This is a genomic window from Psychrobacter sp. Rd 27.2, assembly GCF_001921755.1.
Lineage (GTDB): Bacteria > Pseudomonadota > Gammaproteobacteria > Pseudomonadales > Moraxellaceae > Psychrobacter > Psychrobacter celer.
The window spans coordinates 167,937-192,516 of sequence record NZ_MRYB01000003.1 but is presented as its reverse complement, the minus strand read 5'-3'; the positions used below and the strand labels follow the sequence as shown (position 1 = coordinate 192,516).

Below are 24,580 nucleotides of genomic sequence, written 5' to 3'. Positions count from 1 at the left end.
CCCACCATTTTTAGAGCTTTTATCACGGTTTATCATTTTAACTAAATCAATAACCTCACTATGCAAATAACCAAACTATCTGATGATCTTGAGACATTGACCAGCGTGATACAGTGTGAGGCCAAGCTCTGTAAACCCAGACTTGATACCGCCAAAAGTCACCTTTGCTTCCTCTAAAGTCTTGAAAGGCAGAGGAATGCTGTCTCTTTTTCCGGTCACGATATAGTCTGCAAAGCATTTACCCATAAGCGTACCAGTGGTAATGCCGCGACCATTATAAGCCGTCGCCATCAGCAAGCCTTCGTCTGGCTCCATCACGCGAAAGATATGATCTTGGGTAAAGCCAAAGCTACCGCACCATTCATACTGCCAGTCAAACGCGGGCAGATCTGGATAGTAGCTTTTTTGCACCGCATTGGCCCACGATTGATAAAAGGATTTGGGCTTCATCTGCATGCCACCGACGGTACCTAATAGCAATCGACCATCGTTATCACGGCGAAAGCTAGATAGCGCCAGACGTGTGTCCCAGGCACCTGTTTTGTAGGGTAATATGCGCTCTGCCGCTGCACCGCTCAGCGGTTCGGATGCAATCTGATAGTAATAAACCAGATAAAAAGTCTTGGCGATATCTGTCCATTCGCCTTCGGTATAAGCGTTGGTTGCTATAATCACACGCTCAGATTTGACACATGCTTTGGCCGTTCTGGCGTACCAATGACCGCCTACTTTTTCTAGTGATTCAACAGCAGAGTGTTCATAGATCGTCACGCCAAGACTTGCAGCGACTTTGGCAAGCCCTCGGACATAAGCCAGTGGATTGATAGTACCCGCGCGGTGGTCTAATAAGGCTTTATTGATACTGGTGGTACCGCAGTATTCATGACACTTACTGCCTGTCAATACCTCCACATTAGCACCGCGGCGACTGAGCTGCTCGTATCTGATATCGACATCAATCTCGCCTTTGGCATTGTGCGCCATATGAATGTTGCCCGCTTGGGTCGCTTGCGCGTCGATATCATAGCGTTTGATTAAGTCAAACACCAAACCCGGCGCTTGACCAAGCGCTTCGGTCAAGCGCTCACCATCTGCCTCGCCTAGGCTAATGCTCAAGTCATCAGGGCGCGCCCACGTACCCGCATTGACCAGACCCACGCTTTTCCCTGAGCCGCCACTACCGATACTTTGACTCTCAAGCAAGACGACTTTGATGCCTTTTTCAGCCAGATGAATCGCTGCAGACAGTCCAGTATAGCCGCCGCCAATGACGCAGACAGCCGCTTGGGTATCGCTACTCATTTGGCTATATGCGTCAATAGTAGGCGTCGTTATGTTCCACAAACACTGCTCTTGCAACATACTAGACTCCCTTTAGCATACTTCACTTAGTGAAGCATTGGTGTCGAGCTTTGCTGTGGCCGGCTCTTCACGCGGTATGAACTTATCAAGGAACGCCCAAAGCAGGCCAAATAAAGGCGACAACCAGCAGGCAAAGGCAAAAGGCGCATAGGTCAAGGTGGCGATACCGAGTGTCGCTGCCACAAAGCTACCACCCATGTTCCATGGGATAAGGGGCGACAAAAGCGTCCCCGCGTCTTCGATAGAGCGCGTCAATGTCGTACGTTTATAGCCCATCTCTTTATATTTGTCTTGCAACAAACGGCCTGGCAAAACACAAGTGGTATAAACATCACCGATGAGTGTCCCGACACTAAGCACACTGCCGTACGTAGTAAACACCAGACCCAGACGCGATTTTACAAAGTTATTAATCTTTGCCATGATAGCCCTAAGCGTGCCGTAGTGCTCAAGCGCACCGATAAAACCCAAGGCAAAGATGGTCAAGCTGATGACCCACGTCATCGACATGACACCACCTTTTGACAGCAGCTGATCCACTACCTCAAAGCCTGTCTCACTGACAAAGCCGTTTTGTAACACATCAAACACCTCACTCACCGCCACACCCTGCATAAACACAGCAATCACAGAGCCTACCAGCACCCCGCTTAACACCGTCGGTATCGCAGGCATTTTCATCACAGCGGCGACAATGACCACTAACGCTGGTAGCAAAGTGACGATGCTTAAGTTGTAATTGGCCGCAAGGTTGTCTTGTAATGCGCGGATAGACGACAGGTCAATACTGTCATCACCATACCCCATGCCTATCCACGCATAGATAGCCAAAGCGGTAATCATGGCGGGAACGGTCGTCGGTAACATACCTTTGATATGATCCCAAAGATCGACGCCAGCAGCAGCAGGCGTTAGGTTGGTGGTGTCTGATAGCGGCGACATTTTGTCACCAAAAAAGGCCCCTGAAACGATCGCGCCGCCCGTTAGGTGTGCTGGGATACCAAGCCCCAAACCGATACCCATCATCGCAAGACCCACGGTACCTACAGTCCCCCATGAGGTACCCGTAGCGACAGAGATAATGGCGCAAATGATACAAACAGAAAATAAAAACGAGGAAGGGGAAAAGATACTAAAGCCGTAATACAAAATGGTCGGAACCGTCCCAGCGATAATCCATGCACCGATGAGCATGCCCACGCCCATCAGGATAATCATCGCAGGTAAACCAATTTTGATGACTTTTAAAAAACGCTCTTCCATACCTTGCCAATGACGACCACGCAGCTTCATAAATAAGCCGGTGATTAATATGCCGCAAGCGAGAGGAATGTGAGGGGTAAAATCTTTAAATACAAAGAACTGTATCATCAGAATGATAGCAGTCAGTAACAGAGGGGCAATATCAAGCAAAAAGTTAGAAGATGGGCCATAGCCATCTATATCGGGGTCGTGCGATTTATCATCGATCATGATAGTTCTACCTTCCTTAGTAGTCGTCGATGGGAGTGGCAACCAATCCATGATTGCTTATTATTTTTGGCCTGCCAAGCTTCTATAAATTAGGCTTGGCAGTTTATTTATAAATACATCAGATTAGCAAAAGTCTGTACTCACCTTTTTATCAACCAAAGCTAATGCCTTGGGCAAGTGGCAGCTCTTTTGAGTAGTTGATGGTATTGGTCTGGCGGCGCATATAGACTTTCCACGCATCAGAGCCAGATTCACGGCCACCGCCGGTTTCTTTTTCACCGCCAAACGCCCCGCCGATCTCAGCGCCACTGGTACCGATATTGACATTGGCAATACCGCAATCACTGCCGCGATCGCTGAGGAAGGTTTCCGCTTCACGCAAGTCATTGGTAAACACGCATGATGATAGGCCTTGTGGCACATCGTTTTGCATCTCAATGGCTTCATCAAAGTCTTGGTAGGTCATGACATACAGAATCGGCGCAAACGTCTCGCTTCTGGCGACATCGTTTTGCTCGTCAAACTCGACAATGGCAGGCGTTACGTAATAGGCGTTAGGATACTTGTCTGCAAGGACGCGCTCGCCGCCTGTGACCGTGCCGCCTGCTTCTCGCGCTTTTCTCAATGCTGCTTGCATATTATTAAAGCTGTCTTCATCGATCAGTGGACCGACCAGATTGCCCTCTAGTGGATGACCGATGCTGACGGTTTCATAAGCGGACTTGATGCGCGGTAAGATATCGTCTTTGATAGATTCATGGACAAATAGACGGCGCAATGTCGTACAGCGCTGGCCTGCCGTCCCAACCGCGGAGAATAAAATACCACGTAAGGCTAAATCTAAGTCCGCAGTCGGAGCCAAAATCATGGCGTTATTACCACCAAGCTCAAGCAAGCATTTGCCAAAGCGGTTGGCAACTTTTGGCCCGACTTCTCGGCCCATACGCGTACTGCCGGTGGCGCTCACCAAAGTCACGTCTTTGTGCTCAACCAAGGCGTTACCGACATCGGTTTTACCGAGTAAGACTTGTGATAGATGCTCTGGCGCATCGCCAAATTTGGCTAAGGCTTTTTCAAACAGTGCCTGACAGGCCAAAGCGACAAGCGGGGTTTTTTCTGAGGGCTTCCAAATCACAGGGTTACCGCAGACGATAGCCAGCGCGGTATTCCACGACCAAACCGCAACGGGAAAGTTAAAGGCAGAGATGACACCGATCACCCCGAGCGGATGCCATGTCTCGCGCATGTGGTGGCCTGGGCGCTCTGACGCAATCGTCAAACCATAAAGCTGACGCGACACCCCAACGGCAAAGTCGCAAATATCGATCATTTCTTGCACCTCGCCTAGGCCTTCCTCTTTAATCTTGCCGGCCTCATATGACACCAGCATCCCTAGATCTTCTTTGTGCTCGCGCAGCACTTCACCAAGCAGACGCACCAGCTCACCGCGTCTTGGCGCAGGCACCACGCGCCATTCTTTAAAGGCTTTTTTGGCATTGGCAATCTTGGTATCGACCTCATCAACGCTGTCCAAGGTTATGCTGCCAATCACCGAGCCATCAATCGGGCTAGTTACCTCAAAGTCACCATTTTGATATTGCGCTTCTTTGACACCCATCGCGGCCATATACTGCTTTATCATAATCAATCCTTTTATATTGGTTTATGCTTCCTTGATAGAGTTATTAACTTAACTTGCACCTAGGCAAGTTGCAAAATAATTAATTTCTTACTGTCATTCCTTTTTGGAATGGCAGGCAAACCTCTGGGCATACCCGCCCTGCTTACTGTCTTTTTTTATTCAGCAAGTTGCATCAGCCTGTGTAGACATGCTTTGAGACTCTCTGCTTGCAGCGTTTGATAAAGCGCGAGCTCATCGTAAACCTGAGCGCCCAAAGCTTTCTCAAAGGCTTCTTTATTTGAATAAACCTCTCCCTTGCTTTGCTTGCCTCTGTTTTCGTCGTTTTCATTGCTGTTTGCACTGTCGTTTGTGCTGTCGTCATGCAAATTGGACTGAAAAATCCCCGCCGCACTGACGGGCAAAAAATCCTCGTAGACAATCGGCTCAAGACGAATAGCCCCTTGCTCAAGCAAATCAGTAACCACTTGCTTTGATAAAGGGTCATTTACGTTTTCTACGTCTATGTTTTCTACGTCTATAGAATCTAGCGTTTGCGCGTTATCTGTATCGCTATCGACCGCTTGATAGTAAAAATACGCCAACCCTTCATCGTGTAGCATTTGATAGTCATCAGGGAACGCTGCAAATGCACTTTCTAAAATCTGATAATACTCCAAGGCGTTATCGGCATTTGGCGTCGCCCCTAACTGGCGGCGTGCTTGGCTAAGCAGTTGGTCATACAGCGCTCGGCCCTTGGGCGTTAAAGCCACACCGCGCTGCTCAATCTCGCCAAAGCGCGCAGTATGATGCCCCGTTTGATAGCCGCCTTTTGGATTTTTAAAATTAACCGCTTCTTCTAATGCTCTAAAACTGGTCTGACGTAATAAAATAGGACATCGCCGTCTTGGCGGCCCTTCTATAATGGCTTTTGGCGGGATACCTTTTGCTCGCATACCAGCTTGTACCGCATCGATATCTAAGGTTCGGGGTGTCAGATGATTGATATGCGGGCCTTTAAAACCGACGACGTCGGCGATAAGTCCATGCTGGCTTAATAGCTGCTGATAAAGCGCTTTTGACACGGGCGTTTTGTCATGCCAGCGAAAAGTCTCTAACGCTTCTTTAACAAATTGCTTAGCGTCTGCCGCCATCAGCCCGCCCTGCTCCTCAAAGCGCTCAATCAAGCTAATAACGTTATCTGTAAAGATTTTGCGTTTATCTAGCGCCGCCATCGCCTCTTGCCGTAAGGCCTCATCATCGATCAAATCTAAGCGCAGTAAAGAGGTAAATACGCGAAATGGGCTTTTATTTAATGACGATGCCTCAAGCGCTCGAAACGCCGTAGAATGCACAGGCACGCCAGCAGCCGCCAAGTCATAATAGCCTACAGGATACATACCCATCACCGCAAATAGCCTGCGCATCATGCTTAGCTCAGCGGCGGTGCCCAATCTAATCGCACCGTGGCGCTCCATACCTAGCCTATCAAGCTCTCCGGTGTGCACAAGCTGCTGCCTGATATCAGGCTGTTTATTTAATACGTCGGTATTTACCTCGCTCACCAAATCGATGAGGTCACCATATAACGGCACTTCTTTTTGGTACATCTCTGACATGGCGATAGAAAAATTGTGGCGAATATCATCGCTACTGATAAAGGTATGGCTCACAAGTATGTATCCTTTATTATTCAGGTGTTTTTGCTGCTCCATGGCTGTCTCTTATCTTCCTTGACTAGATAGATATAATTTGAGCAAACCCGCCTATCATCAGCAAACGAAGAATAGTTGTGGCATCATTCCTTTTTGTCATTGGCATAAAAAACCGGCCATAAGTCGGCCGGTGGTCAGGCAGGTAGCAAGCTGGTAGCAGCACCTGCTTAGCCCATCGATTATCAAACCTCATCAACAAAGCATTGACAATGAGCTGACACCCAAAAGCATGCATTTATTTTTTAGCTTACCATGCACACTCTATGTCCTGCTGAGGGTCGTTTGAGTGTTGCAGGTAAGTTGAGATCCACTCTACAATAACTTTGACTTTGTGCGAATTACCCAAAGATAATGGATAAGATATATAGTAAGCACCCCGACCCTTTGCTGCATAATTCCATGCACGCACCAAGGCCCCTGACTGCAGCTCTGGTGCCACTAGGCGCAGTGGCACCAAGGCGATACCATAGCCGAGTAATGCCGCCGAAATAGTCGTATGAAAAGTATCAAAACGTGGACCGACAAAGGTGCCCTCGATACGAATATCCTGCTGTCTAAAATACTCATACCAAGCGCTGGGGCGAGAGCTGAGCTGTAGTAAAGTGCACTGAGCGATGTTGCTCGTACAAGGCGCTTTGCCAGCCAAATAATCCGGATGACAAACCGCCACATTATACTCATCAAACAGCTTGATGGACTCCATCCCTCCCCAAATCCCATCACCATACAAAAACGCCACATCGACATTTTGATCTTCAGAAAAAAACGGCCCCGCCAGCTCTTTAATATTTAGATTAATCAACGGATGAGCCCTGCCAAAGCCGTTGAGCGCAGGCATCAGCCAACGCGAGCAAAAGGTCGGATGCGAGACGATTTTCAGCACTTCTGAATTATCATTGTTTGACATTAGACTAGTAGTCGCCGCCTCGATATGTTTGAGAATCTCTAACACCTCTAAATAGTAAGTCTTGCCAGCGGGCGTCAAGGAGATGCGGTGCGGCGTCCGATAAAACAGCGACAGGTTCAGCATCTCCTCTAATTGCGCGACTTGCTTACTGATAGCGCTTTGCGTCATGTGCATCTCTTGCGCGGCGTTGGTAAAGCTCAAATGCCGAGCTGCCGTCTCAAAACACTGCAAAGCGGTCGTCGATGGATATCTTCTAAAAGTCAAAGGGGTCTTAACATCAGTGCTCATAACTTATGGGTTCTCATTCGACATATCAGTAAAAGAGGTTTCTAAAATAAACATAGCCATGTATCTGATTTATTTAGATTTGACTACAACCACATTATCCCAGTTATAAGAGACGATATAAATCGTTTTACCTGCCAGTCTGTCTACTTTTTAGAAATTTAGTAAATTCAACTCGTAAATGATAACAAAAACAATTATCATTACCTTTAATATAAGTACTTTTTTGAATGTTTGTTGTTTGTGAGTATGTCTATGACCCCCGCCTTTTCTTTTGTAACCACCCCCGACTTAGACGATCAAGTCCGCCCTTATACCGATCTAAACGACCCTGAGATGGCAGGCATCATCGCTCACATCAATGAAGAACACATCGATGAGCTGCTTGGGTTTTTGCGGGCATTTAGCCCATTATCGGCAGCTGAGCTTGAGCATACAGAGGCGCAATTAACTGCGATTTATGCAGAAGGTATCTGCCTGCAAGCCAAACCCTTGGCGACGCGGCCTATCGACTCCAAAGACAGGCACCGGCAACCACAGTCTTTCTTTATTGGTTTTGCCGCCCCTCTCACGCAAGTCGATGAGCTACAAGAGCAGTATATTTTGCTGAGGCAGCGAGCAGATAAAAAACTGGGTAAAAAAACCATCAAGCTGACTCGGCAAGTCTTTGTCGTAGAACGCAGCTATAAAGTCAGTGAAAACATGCTGCGTCTTGAGCTTAGTATGGACTCACAAAACCATCGTCATGACAGCTCTAGCCCAGATACCGTGCCTACAAACGAGGCAGGCTACGCGTATTTGTTCGATTTGGCGCATAACGCGAGGACAGCCAGCAGCAGCCAGCCTAGCAAAAACACCACGCAGCCTGCTAGAGCGCAGGTCTACTACACCTTAAGAAAAGCATGGCGGAGCGCTGATGGCGTGCGAGCATGGGTCGATGTTTTTTTGCATGGCGATACTTCAGGCGGCAATTGGGCCATGGCACTGCAGGCAGGTGACACCGTGGTCACCAAACGAGAGTTTCCTGAAAAAGTGGCGCATTTACACACAGGACAGACACTACTGATCGTCGATGAGACCTCCATGCCCACAGCAGCACGTTTATTAGAGCTATGGGACAACCCAACGCCGCCGCTGATCATTTGTGTCACCCAAGATGCCGCTGACCAAGAGTATTTTGATGACATCACACTGAGCATCGATGCCAGAGACAGCAGCAAAAACAGCGCCCGACGTCATATTGATCGTCACTTTACCGTACTGCCTATGATAATGAATCCTGCCTCGGTAGGGCAAAACGTCGCACCGCAGATCGACAGACAACTGGCGGATTATTTAACCAAGCAGCCATTGCAGATCGACAAAGTATGGGGCGCGCTAGAGGCAAAAACCGCAAAGGCGCTCCGCCCTTTATTACAAAAAAGGCTGGGGCTTGAGCGTACTGATGTGGTGGTCAAGGTATATTGGCGACATGACTAAATCCCAGACTAAAACTGGGCTTGGACAAAGCTAAGATGAGCTAGGATGGGAAAATCACTACCTCGTCTCCTTCTTGCCATGGCTGATATTTCGTCATCACTTGCAAAAACAGCGGATGCGCCAGCCAATGCTTCAGCCAGCGCTGCAGGTGTGGATACGGCAAGTGGTAAAATACTTCGCGATTCACATGGGCGAACTGACGGACAAAGGGCATGATACCAATATCAGCAACGCTGATGCCATCTCCGAGTAGATAAGTGCTATTGGTCAGCTGCGTCTCCAATATCTGCAAAAACGCCTCGCCGCGCTGGCGATACTCTTCTTGGCTCATCTCAGGATGACGATCCGCATACTTATAGCGATCCAGCCAATGCTTAAACTCATTATCGTTTTTATCGATTAGGGCATTGGCCTGAGACAACATCTGAGCGTCAAGCAAGCAGTTTGGATCATGCTGGCCTAGCGCCCACATCATGATATCAAAGCTCTCTTCAATCACAGTACCATCAGCAAGCTGTAGCACAGGCACCGTGCCTTTTGGGCTAATCGCTAGCATCTGCGGCGGCTTGTCTTTTAGGACAATCTCGCGCAGCATCACTTGCTGCTCTGCAAACACAAGGCCAAGCCTAGCACGCATAGCATAAGGACAGCGGCGAAAAGAATATAAGAGCGGCAAAGAAGGTCTCATCATATTTCTCACAATAAAATCAAAATCACTGGGCATGTCATCACTTAGACAGCGAGGCTTAGTCGTTTTGTTTTCAAGCGACTATACGTGCTAATCGATGACACGCCCTAGACTAACATAAAAAAGACCTCACCCCTAAAGCAGGTAAGGTCTGGCTTTATTTATACTTTATACAAACGACATTTATAAAAGCAGCATTTACAAAAACAATAGGCCAAGCCCAATCACCACACCACTGACAAGCAGCACGATGACACAAAAACCCATGATGTCTTTGGCTTTGAGTCCTGCAATGGCTAAAGCCGGTAGTGCCCAAAACGGCTGAATCATATTGGTCCACGCATCGCCCCATGCCACCGCCATCGCCACTCGTGACGGATCACTGCCCAGCATGTCGGCCGCCTCTAACATAATGGGCGCTTGCACTGCCCATTGCCCGCCCCCTGAGGGGACAAAAAAGTTGACCAATCCTGCACTCAAAAAAGCAAAAAGCGGTAGCGTCTGCGCCGTCGACACACTGACAAAGGCCTCTGATATCACCCCTGCCAGCCCAGAGGCAGTCATCATCCCCATGATGCCGGCATAAAACGGGAACTGAACGATGATACCGCCTGCACCTTTGACCGCCTCCTGAATAGAAATCAAGTAGTTGCGGGGCGTTCCGTGAAATATGATGCCGAGAAATAAGAACATAAAGTTCACCAAATTTAACGTTAGGGCAAACCCATTTTGGACAAAATAATAAACAATAAAAGCAATACCTAACACACCGATAACCATCGATAAAACCCAGCTATTCTCCAAACGCTCAGCAGGTGTCATATCTGATTTATCTGGTAGCGTCTCACTGACAGGATCCACCAGCAGCTTTGGATCGACCGTAATCGTGTCCTCTTTTTTTGGCATCATCATGCGGTTTAGTAGAGGCACGATAATCACCAATGCCGCGACGATAATTAAGTTGTAGCCAGCAAAGATGGTGGCATTCGTTGGAATAACACCAATGGTATCAACAAACGGATGCCCTTCTGTGGCAATAGACAACGGAATCGATCCTGAAAACCCAGCGTGCCAGATGATAAAGCCTGAGTAAGCGCTGGCAATCAATAAACGATAATCGACATCATGAACCCGCTTTGCCAATTCTTTGGCAAATAGCGCGCCAATCACCAAACCAAAACCCCAGTTGATCCAGCTTGCTGCCAGAGACACGAGGGTGACCAATATAATCGCACTACTGGGTGAATGCGCAAAACCGGCAATGTGACCCAAGCCTTTTTTAAATATTGGACTACTTGCCAGCACAAATCCTGTGACCAGCACCAGCACCATCTGCATCGAAAACGCCAGCAGCGCCCAAAATCCATCGCCCCAATATGTGACCATCTCTATAGGAGATGACTCAGTGAGCCCTAAGCCCATCACAAAAATCACTAAGGTTAATATCAACACAAACAAAAATGGATCAGGTAAGTATTTTTCCATCAAGCTATTGGAAAAACGGGTAATTGCTTTCATAAGTAAACTCCTTTTTATTTAAAGACGTCCTTGGTCACTGTTATTTTTATCTAGCCTATCGTTTATCTTCCCCAACCGCTACACATTGCATACAGTCTCACTCGACCAGCTGCCACCCAGGCGTTGAGTAGTACTTGTCTTGATGGACAAATAACGGATGCGCTTTGGCTTCTTGTAAGCTAAGCACTGGGGTAACGCAAACATCAATGGGTGCGAAATGCCGCTGCCAATGGGCGAGTGTCTGACTGGCAAAGGCATCGCTCACAGCCTTTGCTGCTGCTTGGCTCTCAGGGGAGTTTGGCATAACGCCAAGCTGCCAATGGCTGTCTTTTAGTGCTGGCAGTGCCAACGCCTCGCACAGCCCTTGCCAAAATTTCAGCTCCAATGAGCCAACAGCCATATAGCGATTATCAAGGGTTCTGTACAAACGATAGCAAGGCAATAGCCCGCCCAAAAAATCAAGATGCGGTGCAGGCATGTCTCCTGAAAAGCTTTTGACCAGCGCGCCCGTTTCCTTGGGCATGACCAGATGCTGGTATAAGCTATGGGTCATACTGACCGCGATATGACGACCCTTGCCGGTACGCTGCGCGGCAAACACTGCAGCGAGCAGCGCAATGACAGCAGTATCACTGCCGCCTGCCAAGTCTGCAAATTGTACATTGGGCATGGCCTGCTCGCCACTTGCGGTTTTTAGTTGGTCAAGGACACCACTCATCGCCATAAAGTTGATATCGTGGCCAGCTTTATGCGCCCAATCATGACTGGCTCGTGGGTGATTGATCGCACTCGCATCTATCGCAGCGCTCTCATTGGACGCTTTAGCCGTCACGCCGTAGCCAGTGATTGATACCATCACAAGCTTTGGATTAAGCGTATACAGCGTTTTGGCATCCAATCCCATGCCTGCTAACACACCAGGACGAAAGCTATCGAGCATGACATCGGCATCTTTGATATGCGCTTTGATAGCCGCAATGCCTTTGGGGTCCCGAAAGTCGTGTCTTTCGGTAGTTTTGCCATGGTTTAATGCGGCAAACAGCTCACCGAAGGCTCTAGCAGGGTCGCCATTTTTGGGTTCGATCTTGATGATCGTTGCACCCAAATCGGCCAGCAGGCGCGTGGCAAATGGCCCTGGTAAGTTACGCGTCAAATCGACCACTCTCAGCCCTTGTAAGCAGTCTGCCATGGAGTTTAAGATTGAATCAGTCGTTAAGTCAGTCGTTACATCAGTCATCAGAGAACACCTCACCTTTAGCCGCCATATCGAGCACTATTTGCGCTGGCTGAAAACGCTCGCCGTATTGCTCAGCAAGCTCACGACTGCGCGTGATAAACGCCTCTAGCCCCATGGCATTGATAAATTGAAGCGTACCACCGTGATGCGGCGCAAAACCCCAACCAAAGATAGCGCCGATATTGGCATCCGCGACAGAGCGCACGACATTTTCTTGATAGCATTTAGCCGACTCATTGGCTTGAATAAACATCAAGCGATCGATTAGCTCTTGCTGGGCTGGCTGCTGGGCGCGTGGTGGATATAAATTCAGCAACTCAGGCCACAGGTATTTATCGCCCTCATCAGGATATTCATAAAAGCCTTTGCCGGTCTTTTTACCTTGGCGCTTGTGGGCTTTGACCAGTGTTTTGAGTATCTCGTACGAAGGGCGCACGGATACGGGCTTACCTTCGGCAGCCATATCTAGCTGCTGCTGTTCGCTCACGTGCAGCGCTAGACTGAGCGACACCTCGTCTTGCAACGCCAGTGGCGGCATCGGCATACCTGCCTTTAGGCCAGCGACCTCGATACTGCGTGGATGTACGCCCTCACCTAGCATAGCGATACCCTCTGACACGTAAGTGCCAAATACCCGTGAGGTATAAAAACCGCGACTGTCATTGACGACGATCGGTGTTTTGCCGATTTGCAGCACATAATCAAAGGCTTTTGCCAAGGTGGCATCATCGGTCTGCTCGCCCATGATGATCTCCACCAGTGGCATCTTGTCGACTGGCGAGAAAAAATGCAGCCCGATAAACTGCTTGGGGCGCGTACTGGCCTGAGCCAATCCAGTGATCGGTAATGTCGAGGTATTAGACGCATAGACAGCCGACTCAGCAATCACCGCGTCACTTTGCTGGGTACATTTGGCTTTAATCTCACGGTTTTCAAACACCGCTTCAATGACAAGGTCACAGCCTGCTAAGTCTTCATAAGAAGTGGTCGGCGTGATGCGATTTAGCAGTGTCTGCTTTTTCTCAGCTGTCGAGCGCCGACGGCTAATGGCTTTATCCAAAATGGTGGCAGAATAGGCTTTGCCTTTTTCAGCCACTGCGAGATCGGTATCGAGCAGTACCACGTCGATGCCCGCTTTGGCAGTGACATAAGCAATGCCCGCGCCCATCATGCCCGCCCCTAATATGCCAACTTTTTTGGTGATCGTGCGATCAAAGCCATCAGGACACGACTGACCTTTTTTGATACTGTTTAGCTGAGTCCAAAGGGTATTGATCATATTTCTGGACTCACTTGATAACACACAAGCAGCAAAAAAACGTGATTCAAGCTCAAGGCCAGTGTCGATGTCTACAAGGCCGCCTTCAAACACAGAAGATAAGATATGGGTAATCGCTGGATAATTGCCGTGGGATTTTTGATTGGCTATAGCCGGCGCTACAGAAAATAGCTGCACGTTTTTGGGATGCTGACTGTCGCCGCCTGGGATTTTAAAGCCTTTTTTATCCCACGGCTGCTGCGCCTGTGGATTGGCTTTTATCCAGTCTTTGGCCTGCTGTAGCATATCTGCTTGATCAGTGGCAATCGTATCGATCAGACCGATGCCTTTAGCAGCAGCTGAACGTAACGCTTTATCTTGGGTCATCAGCTCAAGCGCTGCCGGAATACCGATCAAACGCGGTAGGCGCTGAGTACCGCCGCCCCCTGGTAGCAAGCCGAGCTTCACTTCTGGCAGACCCAGCTTGGGTTTAGGTGAGATCTTGGGATCGTCAATCGCGATGCGATAATGACAGGCCAATGCCAGCTCCAAACCGCCACCCAGCGCTGTGCCATTTAACGCGGCAACGACTGGCTTACCTGAAGTTTCAAGTTTGCGTAAGCTGTCTTTGAGATGTTCGGCCAATTCAAAGACTTGCTCGGCAGTTTTCATACTCGCCAACTGGTCGATATCAGCGCCCACCACAAAGGTTTCTTTTGCTGATGTCAGGATCAAGCCTATAGCCATCTCGTCATTGATAAAGCTATCGGTCAGCACAGCAAAGGCGTCCGTAAAGCCATCACCGATGACGTTCATTTTGCGGTGGCTTTGGTCGATTGTGACAGTAACAACTCCATTATCAAATTCGGCAGAAAAGTGCTTCAGTGCATTGATGGCATCTATGCTGTTTGTGATCATATTAAGTCCTTTTAATATTATTCTACTTCGATATAAATCCCTAAAAACCTATCGGCGCTATTTATCAAGACGATACACGCTCGATGATGGTGGCAATACCCATCCCGCCGCCGACGCATAGGGTAACCATCGCGGTGTTGAGATCACGGCGTTCTAACTCATCAAGGACGGTGGTCATCAGCATTGCGCCCGTGGCTCCAAGCGGATGACCCATGGCGATCGCGCCACCGTTGACGTTGACGATATCCAGAGAGATACCCAAGTCATCGGCAGTATTGAGTGGTATGGCAGCAAACGCCTCATTAATCTCCCACAAGTCGATATCGGAGGCTTGCATGCCCGCCTTTTTGAGGGCTTTTTGGCAGGCAGGCGTCGGCCCTGTCAGCATAATGGCTGGCTCTGAGCCAATGACTGAGGCCATGGTGATTTTGGCACGGGGTTTGAGTCCTGCCTTTTTACCAGCGGCAGCGCTACCGACCAAGCAGAGCGCCGCACCATCGACGATACCTGACGAGTTGCCTGCATGATGCACATGATTGACAGCTTCGATGGTGGTGTATCTGTCCAAAATCACACTATCAAAGCCCATCTTGCCAAATTTCGCAAAGGAAGGATTGAGAGCCGCTAGCGCCTCAGTGCTGGTATTTGGGCGAATGGTTTCGTCTTTCGCCAATAGCAGCATGCCATTGATATCAGAGACAGGGACGACAGAGTGGTCATAATAGCCATTTTCCCAAGCGTGCGCGGCCCGTTGATGCGACACGGTGGCAAAGGCGTCGACGTCGCTGCGGCTAAAGCCTTTTAGCGTGGCGATGGTATCAGCGCCAACGCCTTGCGGCACATAATGCGTCGCCTCATTGACCCTCGGATCCATATACCAAGCACCGCCATCAGAGCCCATCGGCACGCGGCTCATGGATTCTACGCCGCCTGCGACCACCATATCCTCCATACCTGACATGACTTTGGCGGCAGCTAAGTTAATAGACTCAAGGCCCGAGGCGCAAAACCGAGATAAGGTCACGCCCGCCACATTTTGCGCCCAGCCAGCATCTATCACCGCGATACGTGCAATATCAGAGCCTTGCTCGCCAACAGGGGTCACGCAGCCAAGCACCACGTCATCGACTAGGCTGGTGTCTAAGTGATGACGCTGCTGCAGCGCCTGCAGTAACGTGCGTGTCAGCCAAATCGGTGACGCTTGGTATAAGCTGCCATCCTTTTTGCCTTTACCACGCGGGGTACGAATCGCATCATAAATATACGCAGTCTCAGTCATAAAAATCCCTTTTTTATTGTTAAATCCTTAACAAATCTACATCTGTCTTTATCTTAAATACACCCAGCCATAAACCCAGATTGAGAATAAGTGACCACCATTTACATAAAACGTGAGGCCAGCTCTTTCATAATCTCATTTGTGCCGCCGTATATTTTTTGCACGCGAGCATCAGCATACAGGCGCGCGATGGGGTATTCGGTCATATAGCCATAGCCACCAAACAGTTGCACGCATTCATCAATCACCTCACACTGCTTTTGGGTGACCCAGTATTTGATCAGTGATGCATGCGGTACGGTCAGCTTGTCCTCCAGAATGGCATCGACAGCAGCATCACACATACTACTGGCAGCGAGATAATCTGCGTAGCACTCGGCCATCTTAAAGCGTGTATTTTGAAAGCGCCAAACCGGCTTACCGAAGGCTTCACGTTCTTTGACATAGTCCAACGTCAAATTAATTGCCAGCTTCATCGCGCCTACCCCAGATAAGGCAATAATAAGCCGCTCACGTGGCAGCTCCTCCATCATCTGGATAAAACCTTTACCCTCAACAGCGCCCAACAAATTGCGTTGTGGCACACGGACATTGCTAAAAAACAGCTCTGAGGTATCCTGTGCGCTCATACCGATTTTGTCGAGATTGCGACCACGCTCAAACCCTTCGGCCTTGTCGGTTTCTACCACGATGAGCGAGACGCCTTGCGCGCCTTTTTCGCGATCCGTCTTACAGGCTAGCAAGATAAGGTTGGCATGCTGACCATTGGTGATAAAGGTCTTGGAGCCATTGATGATATAGTCGTTGCCGTCTTTGACTGCGTAAGTTTTGATGTTTTGTAGATCAGAGCCTGTGCCAGGTTCGGTCATGGCGATGGCCGCGACATACTCGCCCGTTGCCATTTTAGGTAGCCACTCTGTCTTAGGTAGCCACTCTGTCTTTTGCTCAGCAGTGCCATGCTTTAAGATATACGGCGCGACGATGCCCGAATGCACCATGCCGCCAAAGCCTGGCTGGTTGGCCTCTGCCTGTGCATACAGCAGCGCGGCCTCATGACCAAAATCACCGCCACCGCCGCCATACGCTTCGGGTATGGATGCGCACAAAAACCCCATCGCCCCTGCTTCTTCCCACGCAGCACGGTCTATCATGCCGTTTTTGCGCCATTCCTCGTCCTTTGACTGCCAACTTTTAAACATTTTAAGCGCACTGTCATAGACCATCTGATGCTCTTCGGTCATCCAGTTTGGGGTAAATTTTTCGATACTCATGGTGTCTTCCTTGACATGGTGGGTGGTTTATATTGAATAAATAAAGGTAAAACTCGTACCTTTTGGCTTTGGCATGAGACTCATACTAGGCCACTAATAGCACTTGCGCAAGACACTACGAACAAGTCAGTGCCACAAAAAAACCCCACCATTTAGTGAGGCTTTATGCAAACTATTTTCGAGATTATTGAGTAAATTCTTACACACTGCTAGAGGTCGGCAGTCCATAGGCTACTTTTTCGATGACCTCATCTTGCTGCAGCACCATCAGCTGATAGCCCTGAATCACCCCGTTGTAAGGCAGATGACCATCAAACTGCCGATAATGCTCACGGATACTCTGCTTGATCGCCGCCTTGCGCTCGCGCTCATCTAATGTCACAAACCCACTTGGCAAATGCACCTCAGTTGCCAACGCCGCCCCCCATCGAGACAGCCAATTGGCCCCGTCAACAAACGCAAAATCGACCTGCGCTCGCAGGCGGTAGTGAGGCAAAGTATCAGAGCGTTGCGCCACTTGAGCTTTAATCTGGGCGATATCTTCTGCAAATGGCTCATAAGGTAGCTCAAGTATCTCAAACAGCGTGGCCAAAAACGCATCAGCACTAAAGTATCTGTCCATATAACTGTCATCAAGCCCAAGATGACGATGACACAAGACATGGCGCAAGCGCTCACAAGCAGGTATGGTATGGCCTAACGGATAGCCCATGGCTCTAATGATATCTGGCGCACGCATCTCTAAGGTGTTGATTTGATTAACAATATACTGAGAAAGCGGGTGCTGCGGGCGATAGTGACGAGTGTATTTAGAAAGATGAGATGAGTGGCTCATGATGGTGGACACCTTAGATTCCTATAACTCCGACGAAAAATAATAAAATCAGGCACAAATGAGGATGTCGGAGTACAGGCTCATGCGCTTTACCAGAGTTGTTTTATATCGTGCTGGAAGTTGCAAGGGTTGCACACCATCATTCAACTGACATCATCGTCGTCAGTAGCGATTGGCAATACAAAACTGTTAAACCCACGATAAATCGTTTTATGATGATAGCACATCAGATAAGCGTAAATAAATACGGAACCGTGTGTCTGTTTGTGAATAATTATTTTACCCTCAAATAACTGCTTTTTTTAGATGAAGTCCATCCTTTAACCTTCACCCCCACTCTTTAGTCCTCTCCATAGTAGGTTGCATCATCCATCCAAACAATGGGATCTTCGCATAGGTGAACCAAGTGATACCAGATATCACTACTGCGGGCGATACGGTGATGACCGCCGTCGAAGTAATCGACTTCCCAGCTCTCAGGCAGATTGACCAAGGTTCGTCTGGCCACCGCCACATCCAAGCTTTCATCGTCGACCTCTACCATGACCCGCATCATCTCGGTGTTTGATGTCGGAAAAGACAGCTTTCTATCAGAGATGTTTGGAATACGATCGGCCAACACCTCATTCGGATAGATACAAGGCGCAATCAATAACGCTCGCAAGTTGTATTGATGAGCGAAATGATTGGCAAACCAGCCACCCAGTGAATGCCCTGCCAATACCACGCGCGGATACTGTGTTATTTTTTCACGAATCAAGGCATCATAAATCTCAAATACTTCTGCAAAGTTGTCTCGGTAATTGACCGTTTGGCAATACTTTGGCTCACGGGTGATACAGGTATATTTGCTGGCCTCATTGCTTGAGTCGAGACCATGAAAAAACAACAAAAACGTGTCATTGTTTTCGATAGGAAACATCATAGCGTTCTCCTTTTTTAATAATTATTTAATTTTTTCAACAGCTTGGCTTATAGATTTAAATTAGATTAAACTGCTTTTTGGCTAGCGACTTGCGCTTGGTATAAAGCCAAAATCTCCTCACAAGCCTGTATTGAGATATTTTTTGCAAAACCCTCATTAAACCAAAAGTCATAAACAGCTTGGATAATACCTTTTATCGCTTGCGCATCCTTCGGCTTTTGCTTTTTTAGCTTAAGAGCAATGTCTTGCGCCTGTATATCCGACTCGCTATAAGGCGCACTCCAGCCCACGCAGTAACGATACAGCACATCGTTAATCGCTAAGACAAATATGGCATTGGCCACCCCAAAGGCGTCAATCAGCCGCTCAAACAGCGCACAGCGTTCCTCATAAACACTGGCCTCTATCGGCATTTCAGACTTTTCAAACAGACAATCAGCACTGACTATGTGCGAGGGCTTACTAAAATCCTCCCACAGTAGTGGATAAGACCCACCAATACCGCCTTTCTCCACCACGTTAAAGCGCCAAATGGCGTAATGCGTCTTAGCCCCCTTAAATGGGAGGTGTATCAGCCACTGCATCAGCGCATCACTGTCATAAATGATATGACTGCTACCGATACGCACGCCTTGCATGGGCAGTACATCGGTGTATACACTCGCCATGTCATCACTATAAAGCTTTACTTTATTTAGATTTTCCTCACTGATATCACCGAGCTTGGCCCCTGCCTCTATTATGTTTCGATAGGACATAAATGGCGCGACAAAGCTCAACGTCTCATCGCTATTATTCACAAAGTAAATGTCATCTACATAATTGTCTACCGACACACTTTCGAGATAAAACAAGGGTTTTTTTCGTACTCGCCCTTGCTCATCACTGACCAATGCCGTTAACCCAGACAGTTTTGAGTGACCTGCCCACTGCATATTGTCTACGCGTTTTTGCTCAAATTCATACGTTAACTTTGTCATTGTCATATCCTTATTATTTTAGTTTTGCGTTGCTTGTTGCATAGTTTGTCGAATTGCTGGTTTTATTGTTTGACAGCACTTGGCGATATCCTTGTTTTCGGCAAGCCGAGTCTGTTCACCATTTTATTAAATGACGTCGCTTATCTATCAGTTAGTATTTATAAAGGAAAGTAGATTAATCGCTTTGGTAAAGCAGTTGTTTTATGAAGCGGGTTTTTTGACGCAGTTCGCTATTATCGTATCGTCAACATGTTTGTCAGACTCACGAGCGTTTTTTTAGTTTTATGTGTATTAATAACTAAGTTTTTTTGGATTTTTGCAGGCAAAGGAAGATAAGATAAAACGAAAATAGCATCATTAAAGACAACTCAGTTAAAAAGTGAGGCATTGCGCCCCGAGGGTTCACTGTTTGTCCAGTTGTTGTTTATAGTCAGTTCTAAATAAAATCGATACGCTCATATGAACGGGCAACTGGTATAATTTTTCCTTGCTTGCTGTGTCTACGCTGACAGATGCTGCGCAAAATTCATACCAGCTGCATTGTATCGTTTTTAAAGTGAACCAACTATATCCGGTTATGGTTTTTAGAATTATTGCTGCCTGACTCAATAACTATAATATAAAGATTGATAAAAATACAGTGTATTTATATCATCTGCGACAACGGCTGTCGCGTATTCACACTTACGGTGAGTCATGAGTCACACTCATAAGACAAGACCTACTCAGCGGCATCTATCAGAGTATTTAGCGTGTCTGCCATGTCGTCATCGAGCAGATGATCTTCTATATAATTGAGCAACTGATGGATGGTGTTTAGATCCATCGCTCTGATGCCTAAGCTGGCCAGCGCCTCGTTAATAGATGCTAAAGAAGTTGCTGTATCGTCTAAATCGCCTTCAGACTCACCATGGACCAGCCAGTATATTTTTTCTAGCACGGTGTTTTTTTCGGTCAAGGTAGAATAACCGTCGCCTTGGATAAATAGATTAAAGTGGTATGGTATTTCGATATCATTGATAAAAAACGTACGCATACAGTCTATGGTATAGGCTTGATTGTCTGAGCTGTCATTTGAGTTTGAGCCTTCATTACTGCCTTCGACTTGCTCGTACTCCAGCTGCTCTGTTACCAAGCTACCTAATATCTGATAACCGCCTGCTTTTACCTTGTGATTATAGATAATCGCTGCATCCGCTATGGCATCAAAGATGACCGCAGCGATGTCCAACGTATTATCATCGATATCATAAAATTGCTTTAGTGCGGGCAAAAACTCGCTTAGCTGATCTTCAGGCACGTGCGTGAGAAACTGCTGCTCGTATATTTTTATCATGTCTTCAGGAGCGTAGGTGTTTACGTTGTCGGTCTCGTTTCTGCCAGTGGGTTGTAACGGCAAAAAGTGATAAGGGTTTTCTTTGGTCATGCAGGACGGCCTTGTTGTATGAATTGATGGTTTTATAGCGGCTATTATCTCTTATTTAGAGGTTTTTAGATATACGGTCTAGATGAGCGCGACCGATGCGATATCGTCCGTTCGATATCAAATTAACAATCCTTAGCAAAAAAGCCCTTTAACTAATGCCGCGGTCTTGGTATCTTGCCTCGCCATTCTTATATTGCCAAAGGTGTTTACCACCCAGCATTTTTACCCCATTATTGGCTAATCTTCTTATCGTATTAGAGCGTGTCCTTATTGTTCTTACTTAATTATTCTTGCTCATTGAGTGAGGACGCGCCCTAGCATTTTCTTGTATTGGATCTTATGAAACACAACATTGAGGCGAGCTTAGATGCTCGCCGGACTCAGTATTTTCAAGTGTTTTTGATGGGCATCAGTGCCTTTATCATGAATACCACAGAATTCGTCCCCGTCGCCCTACTCAGTGACATTGCCCAAGATTTTTCTATCACCACTTCCGAGACTGGCTGGATGCTGACGCTGTATGCGTGGATCGTTGCGGTCATGTCATTGCCGCTGATGCTACTGACCAGTCGCTTTGAGCGCAAAAGCTTACTGCTAGGGTTATTTGCAGTATTTATTGCCAGTCATGTACTGTCCGTATTTGCTTGGAGCTTTGATGTGCTGCTGATCAGCCGCGTAGGTATCGCGCTATCACATGCGATATTTTGGTCCATCACCGCGGCGATTGCCATACGAGTAGCACCAGAAGGCAAAAAAGCACTAGCACTAAGCGTGCTTGCAACGGGTACCTCATTGGCGATGGTGCTAGGGGTGCCATTGGGGCGTTTGGTTGGTCAATGGTTTGGCTGGCGCGCGACGTTTGGCGGGATTGGGATGATTGCTTTTGTGGTGTTTGTTCTACAAGCCAAGCTATTACCGACCCTGCCCAGTATGTTTCAAGGCTCTTTTAGAAAAATACCAGAACTACTAAAAAACCCACTATTGGTCTGCCTGTACTTGCTTATCCTACTGGTCTTTACCGCTCACTATAGCGCCTACTCTTATATTGAGCCGTTTATGCGGCAGGTCGGCTCAGTGAGCGAAAACTCAGCGACGGTCATTTTATTGTTATTCGGTGTCGCAGGAATTGCCGGCAGTGTCATATTTAGCCGTTGGGGTGATCGATTTAACACGCGGATTATGCTGGTCTCGACCATACTGATGCTTTTATCTATGCTAGTACTGCTGTATGTGGTGACCTCGATCTGGGCGCTCAGCCTAATTGCCTTATTATGGGGCGCGGCGCTGATGCTACTGATCATCTCCATGCAGGCCAAAGTCATCATGGTCGATGTCAATGCCCAAGACATGCTGATGTCGATGTTTTCGGGTATTATCAACTTAGGAATCGGTACGGGTGCACTCTTTGGTGGATACGCGGTGACGCATCTGTCGCTATCAAGCGTGGGCTATGTCGGGGCGGCCATTGCTAGTGCGGCGCTGCTACTGCTGCTATTTATGATCAAACGCTTTCCTGAGCTGAGTAAAAGACTCGGCTAGTTAAAGCCAGATGATTCGAACCCAAATACAATGCCAGCCTACTAAACGGTCTGGCATTTTTTACGCCAATCATTACCATAGCTTAGTAATTTTCATAAACAGCAGCAATTTTCATAAACTTTTATAACTTCTATTGAACGAGTGTTCAGGCAAAGCTATACTCATTGCTACCGGACTTTTTTTACTGCATTACCCACACAAGGATAAGTGTAAAATGGGCAATATTTTACGCCAGACGGCGGTATTATTTGGTTTGTGTATCATGCGTATGGGACACATAAGCGCCAGTTTCTTCGGTCTTTCGGAGAAACAACATGCGTGAGGACAGCTTGCCATCAGAGCCGCGCAATCGCACGCCGCCGCTTAGATTAGGCAGGTTACATTATGCTTGGGTTGTCGCCGCTATAGGCTCTATAGCGATGTTTTGCGGGCTGGGTTTGGGGCGATTTGCCTTTGGTATGCTGCTGCCCTCTATGTCAGCGTCTTTGGCATTGAGCTACACCCAAAGCGGTATATTAGGTTTTGCCAACCTGATCGGTTATCTTGTCGCTGTGCTTTTAAGTCCGCTTATTCTACCTAGGTTTGGCACTCGCTTAACCAGTACGGCCAGTCTTTTTGTCATCGCAGCCTCTATGCTTGGTATGGCTTTTACCATCAGTTTTCCTATGCTTTGCGCTTTTTATGTGTTCACTGGCATTGGCAGCGGCGGCGTGGTCTTACCGATGATGAGCGTCATGTCACACTGGTTTTTTCCGTCGCATCGCGGGCTGGCATTGGGGCTGGTGATGGCAGGCCCTGGGTTTGGTATTATCCTATCGGGTTTTGTCGTCCCAAAACTATTGCCCTTTTTTAGCTTACTGTCTTGGCAGACGGGTTGGCTGATTTTTGCGCTAATCAATATTGTGGTGGCATGCCTTACTTTTGCGTTGATTCGCAATCATCCAGACGATGTCACGCGCAGCCCTTTCGGGCGTGTACCCACTTCGCCCATGAAAAACAAAAAAAAGCTGGAACGCAGTAACCTCAAGCTACTCGCGCATTTGGGCGTTATCTTTGCTATCTATGGCGTGACTTATATGGTTTATGTGACCTTTATTGTGACCAGTATGGTGGGCGCTTATCAGCTCAGTGAGGCAGCTGCAGGCGGTATTTGGGCATGGATTGGTCTACTGAGCGTCTTTTCTGGCATGCTTTTTGGCTGGATCTCTGATCACATCGGCCGTCGCCTTGGGCTCGCGCTGGCATTTTTCTTTCTTGCCATCGCTTATCTGTTAGTCGGTTTGACGGATTGGCATTTGGGGTTATATTTGTCGATTATCTTGTTTGGTTTCGTGGTCTGGAGCGTACCTGTCATTATGGCCGCCTGCGCTGGTGATTATTTTGGTGCCGCGGCAGCAGCCAGTGCTCTTGCGGCGCTGACATTTGCCTTTTCGAGTGGTCAAGCGCTTGGACCCGTGGCAGCAGGTTATCTTGCAGAGCTGACGGGCGACTTTCACATCAGTTATATGGTCTCTGGTATTGCCGCCTTTGTCGCCATTGGACTGGCTTTATTATTACAGCCGCAAAAACCGCTTTAATTTGTGCCAAAGTTTGACCGCTTGATAAGGCAAATGGCTTTATAATAATGGCGTTTTTTTAGACAAAAATAACCAATAATATAGAGTCAATTCGGTATAAAAACGATACAGTGATACGCTGATGTACTTAGGGCGTGTTGAACAGTCAACCATGGCACTGACAGAGACTATTTTTTAGACGATTTGAAGGTAAAAATAGTAAGCTTAGTCGCTCTAAGCGTCTATTTTTACCAATAAAGCGGCAAGAAAGAGTCCTGTCCCTACGGCTGATGCTAAAATTGCGCCATACT

The 24,580-nt window shown here is 47.8% G+C and carries 18 protein-coding genes; 3 read left to right on the top strand and 15 right to left on the bottom strand.

Annotated elements, in window-relative coordinates; translation table 11 throughout:
• Positions 1 to 75: 75 nt before the first annotated feature.
• The 5 genes from BTV99_RS04530 to BTV99_RS04510 form a co-directional block, all read right to left on the bottom strand.
• A complete protein-coding gene (locus tag BTV99_RS04530; protein WP_075101179.1) occupies positions 76 to 1,362 on the bottom strand; it encodes an FAD-binding oxidoreductase in 1,287 nt (428 codons plus the stop codon).
• 12 nt (positions 1,363 to 1,374) lie between these two features.
• Positions 1,375 to 2,835: a Na+/H+ antiporter NhaC gene (gene nhaC / locus BTV99_RS04525; protein WP_083608524.1), complete on the bottom strand. Its 1,461-nt coding sequence runs from the start codon at positions 2,833 to 2,835 to the stop codon at positions 1,375 to 1,377.
• A gap of 151 nt (positions 2,836 to 2,986) precedes the next feature.
• Positions 2,987 to 4,477, bottom strand: coding sequence for an aldehyde dehydrogenase family protein (locus tag BTV99_RS04520; protein WP_075101177.1), 1,491 nt, complete (start codon positions 4,475 to 4,477; stop codon positions 2,987 to 2,989).
• Between the two features lie 155 nt (positions 4,478 to 4,632).
• The gene (locus BTV99_RS04515; protein ID WP_372046473.1) at positions 4,633 to 6,072 is read right to left on the bottom strand and encodes a VOC family protein; all 1,440 of its coding nucleotides are present in this window, start codon (positions 6,070 to 6,072) and stop codon (positions 4,633 to 4,635) included.
• Positions 6,073 to 6,415: 343 nt separating this feature from the next.
• Positions 6,416 to 7,363: a LysR substrate-binding domain-containing protein gene (locus BTV99_RS04510; protein ID WP_075101175.1), complete on the bottom strand. Its 948-nt coding sequence runs from the start codon at positions 7,361 to 7,363 to the stop codon at positions 6,416 to 6,418.
• A 246-nt stretch (positions 7,364 to 7,609) separates the two neighbouring features.
• Here BTV99_RS04510 and BTV99_RS04505 point away from each other — a divergent pair, with 246 nt between their 5' ends.
• Positions 7,610 to 8,839, top strand: a complete 1,230-nt coding sequence (locus BTV99_RS04505; RefSeq protein ID WP_083608523.1) for an SIP domain-containing protein — start codon at positions 7,610 to 7,612, stop codon at positions 8,837 to 8,839.
• 40 nt (positions 8,840 to 8,879) lie between these two features.
• On the opposite strand, the gene BTV99_RS04500 is transcribed toward BTV99_RS04505, so the two are convergent.
• The 10 genes from BTV99_RS04500 to BTV99_RS04455 form a co-directional block, all read right to left on the bottom strand.
• Positions 8,880 to 9,530, bottom strand: a complete 651-nt coding sequence (locus BTV99_RS04500; RefSeq protein WP_241900661.1) for a glutathione S-transferase — start codon at positions 9,528 to 9,530, stop codon at positions 8,880 to 8,882.
• A 195-nt stretch (positions 9,531 to 9,725) separates the two neighbouring features.
• Positions 9,726 to 11,045 carry a short-chain fatty acid transporter gene (locus BTV99_RS04495; RefSeq protein ID WP_075101173.1) on the bottom strand — a complete coding sequence of 440 codons (1,320 nt, stop codon included), beginning with the start codon at positions 11,043 to 11,045 and terminating at the stop codon, positions 9,726 to 9,728.
• 97 nt (positions 11,046 to 11,142) lie between these two features.
• On the bottom strand, positions 11,143 to 12,282 hold the full coding sequence (locus BTV99_RS04490; protein ID WP_075101172.1) for a CaiB/BaiF CoA-transferase family protein: 1,140 nt from the start codon (positions 12,280 to 12,282) through the stop codon (positions 11,143 to 11,145).
• Complete coding sequence (locus BTV99_RS04485; RefSeq protein WP_075101171.1) at positions 12,275 to 14,458, bottom strand: 3-hydroxyacyl-CoA dehydrogenase NAD-binding domain-containing protein; 2,184 nt, start codon at positions 14,456 to 14,458, stop codon at positions 12,275 to 12,277. The genes BTV99_RS04490 and BTV99_RS04485 overlap by 8 nt, the downstream gene beginning before the upstream one ends.
• Before the next feature lie 64 nt (positions 14,459 to 14,522).
• Complete coding sequence (locus BTV99_RS04480) at positions 14,523 to 15,737, bottom strand: acetyl-CoA C-acetyltransferase (protein WP_075101170.1); 1,215 nt, start codon at positions 15,735 to 15,737, stop codon at positions 14,523 to 14,525.
• 101 nt (positions 15,738 to 15,838) lie between these two features.
• Entirely contained in the window at positions 15,839 to 17,008 is a 1,170-nt protein-coding gene (locus BTV99_RS04475) for an acyl-CoA dehydrogenase family protein (RefSeq protein ID WP_075101169.1), read from the bottom strand.
• Positions 17,009 to 17,207: 199 nt separating this feature from the next.
• Positions 17,208 to 17,843 carry a hypothetical protein gene (locus BTV99_RS04470; protein WP_075101168.1) on the bottom strand — a complete coding sequence of 212 codons (636 nt, stop codon included), beginning with the start codon at positions 17,841 to 17,843 and terminating at the stop codon, positions 17,208 to 17,210.
• Positions 17,844 to 18,183: 340 nt separating this feature from the next.
• Complete coding sequence (locus BTV99_RS04465) at positions 18,184 to 18,768, bottom strand: alpha/beta hydrolase (protein ID WP_075101167.1); 585 nt, start codon at positions 18,766 to 18,768, stop codon at positions 18,184 to 18,186.
• Positions 18,769 to 18,833: 65 nt separating this feature from the next.
• Complete coding sequence (locus BTV99_RS04460) at positions 18,834 to 19,748, bottom strand: hypothetical protein (protein WP_075101166.1); 915 nt, start codon at positions 19,746 to 19,748, stop codon at positions 18,834 to 18,836.
• A 721-nt stretch (positions 19,749 to 20,469) separates the two neighbouring features.
• Complete coding sequence (locus BTV99_RS04455) at positions 20,470 to 21,174, bottom strand: hypothetical protein (protein ID WP_075101165.1); 705 nt, start codon at positions 21,172 to 21,174, stop codon at positions 20,470 to 20,472.
• 339 nt (positions 21,175 to 21,513) lie between these two features.
• Between BTV99_RS04455 and BTV99_RS04450 the strand changes: the two genes are divergently transcribed.
• Positions 21,514 to 22,713, top strand: coding sequence for a sugar transporter (locus BTV99_RS04450; RefSeq protein ID WP_075101164.1), 1,200 nt, complete (start codon positions 21,514 to 21,516; stop codon positions 22,711 to 22,713).
• A gap of 314 nt (positions 22,714 to 23,027) precedes the next feature.
• Positions 23,028 to 24,290 (top strand): MFS transporter, encoded by a 1,263-nt coding sequence (locus BTV99_RS04445; protein WP_075101163.1) that lies wholly within the window; start codon positions 23,028 to 23,030, stop codon positions 24,288 to 24,290.
• The last annotated feature ends 290 nt before the right edge of the window (positions 24,291 to 24,580 follow it).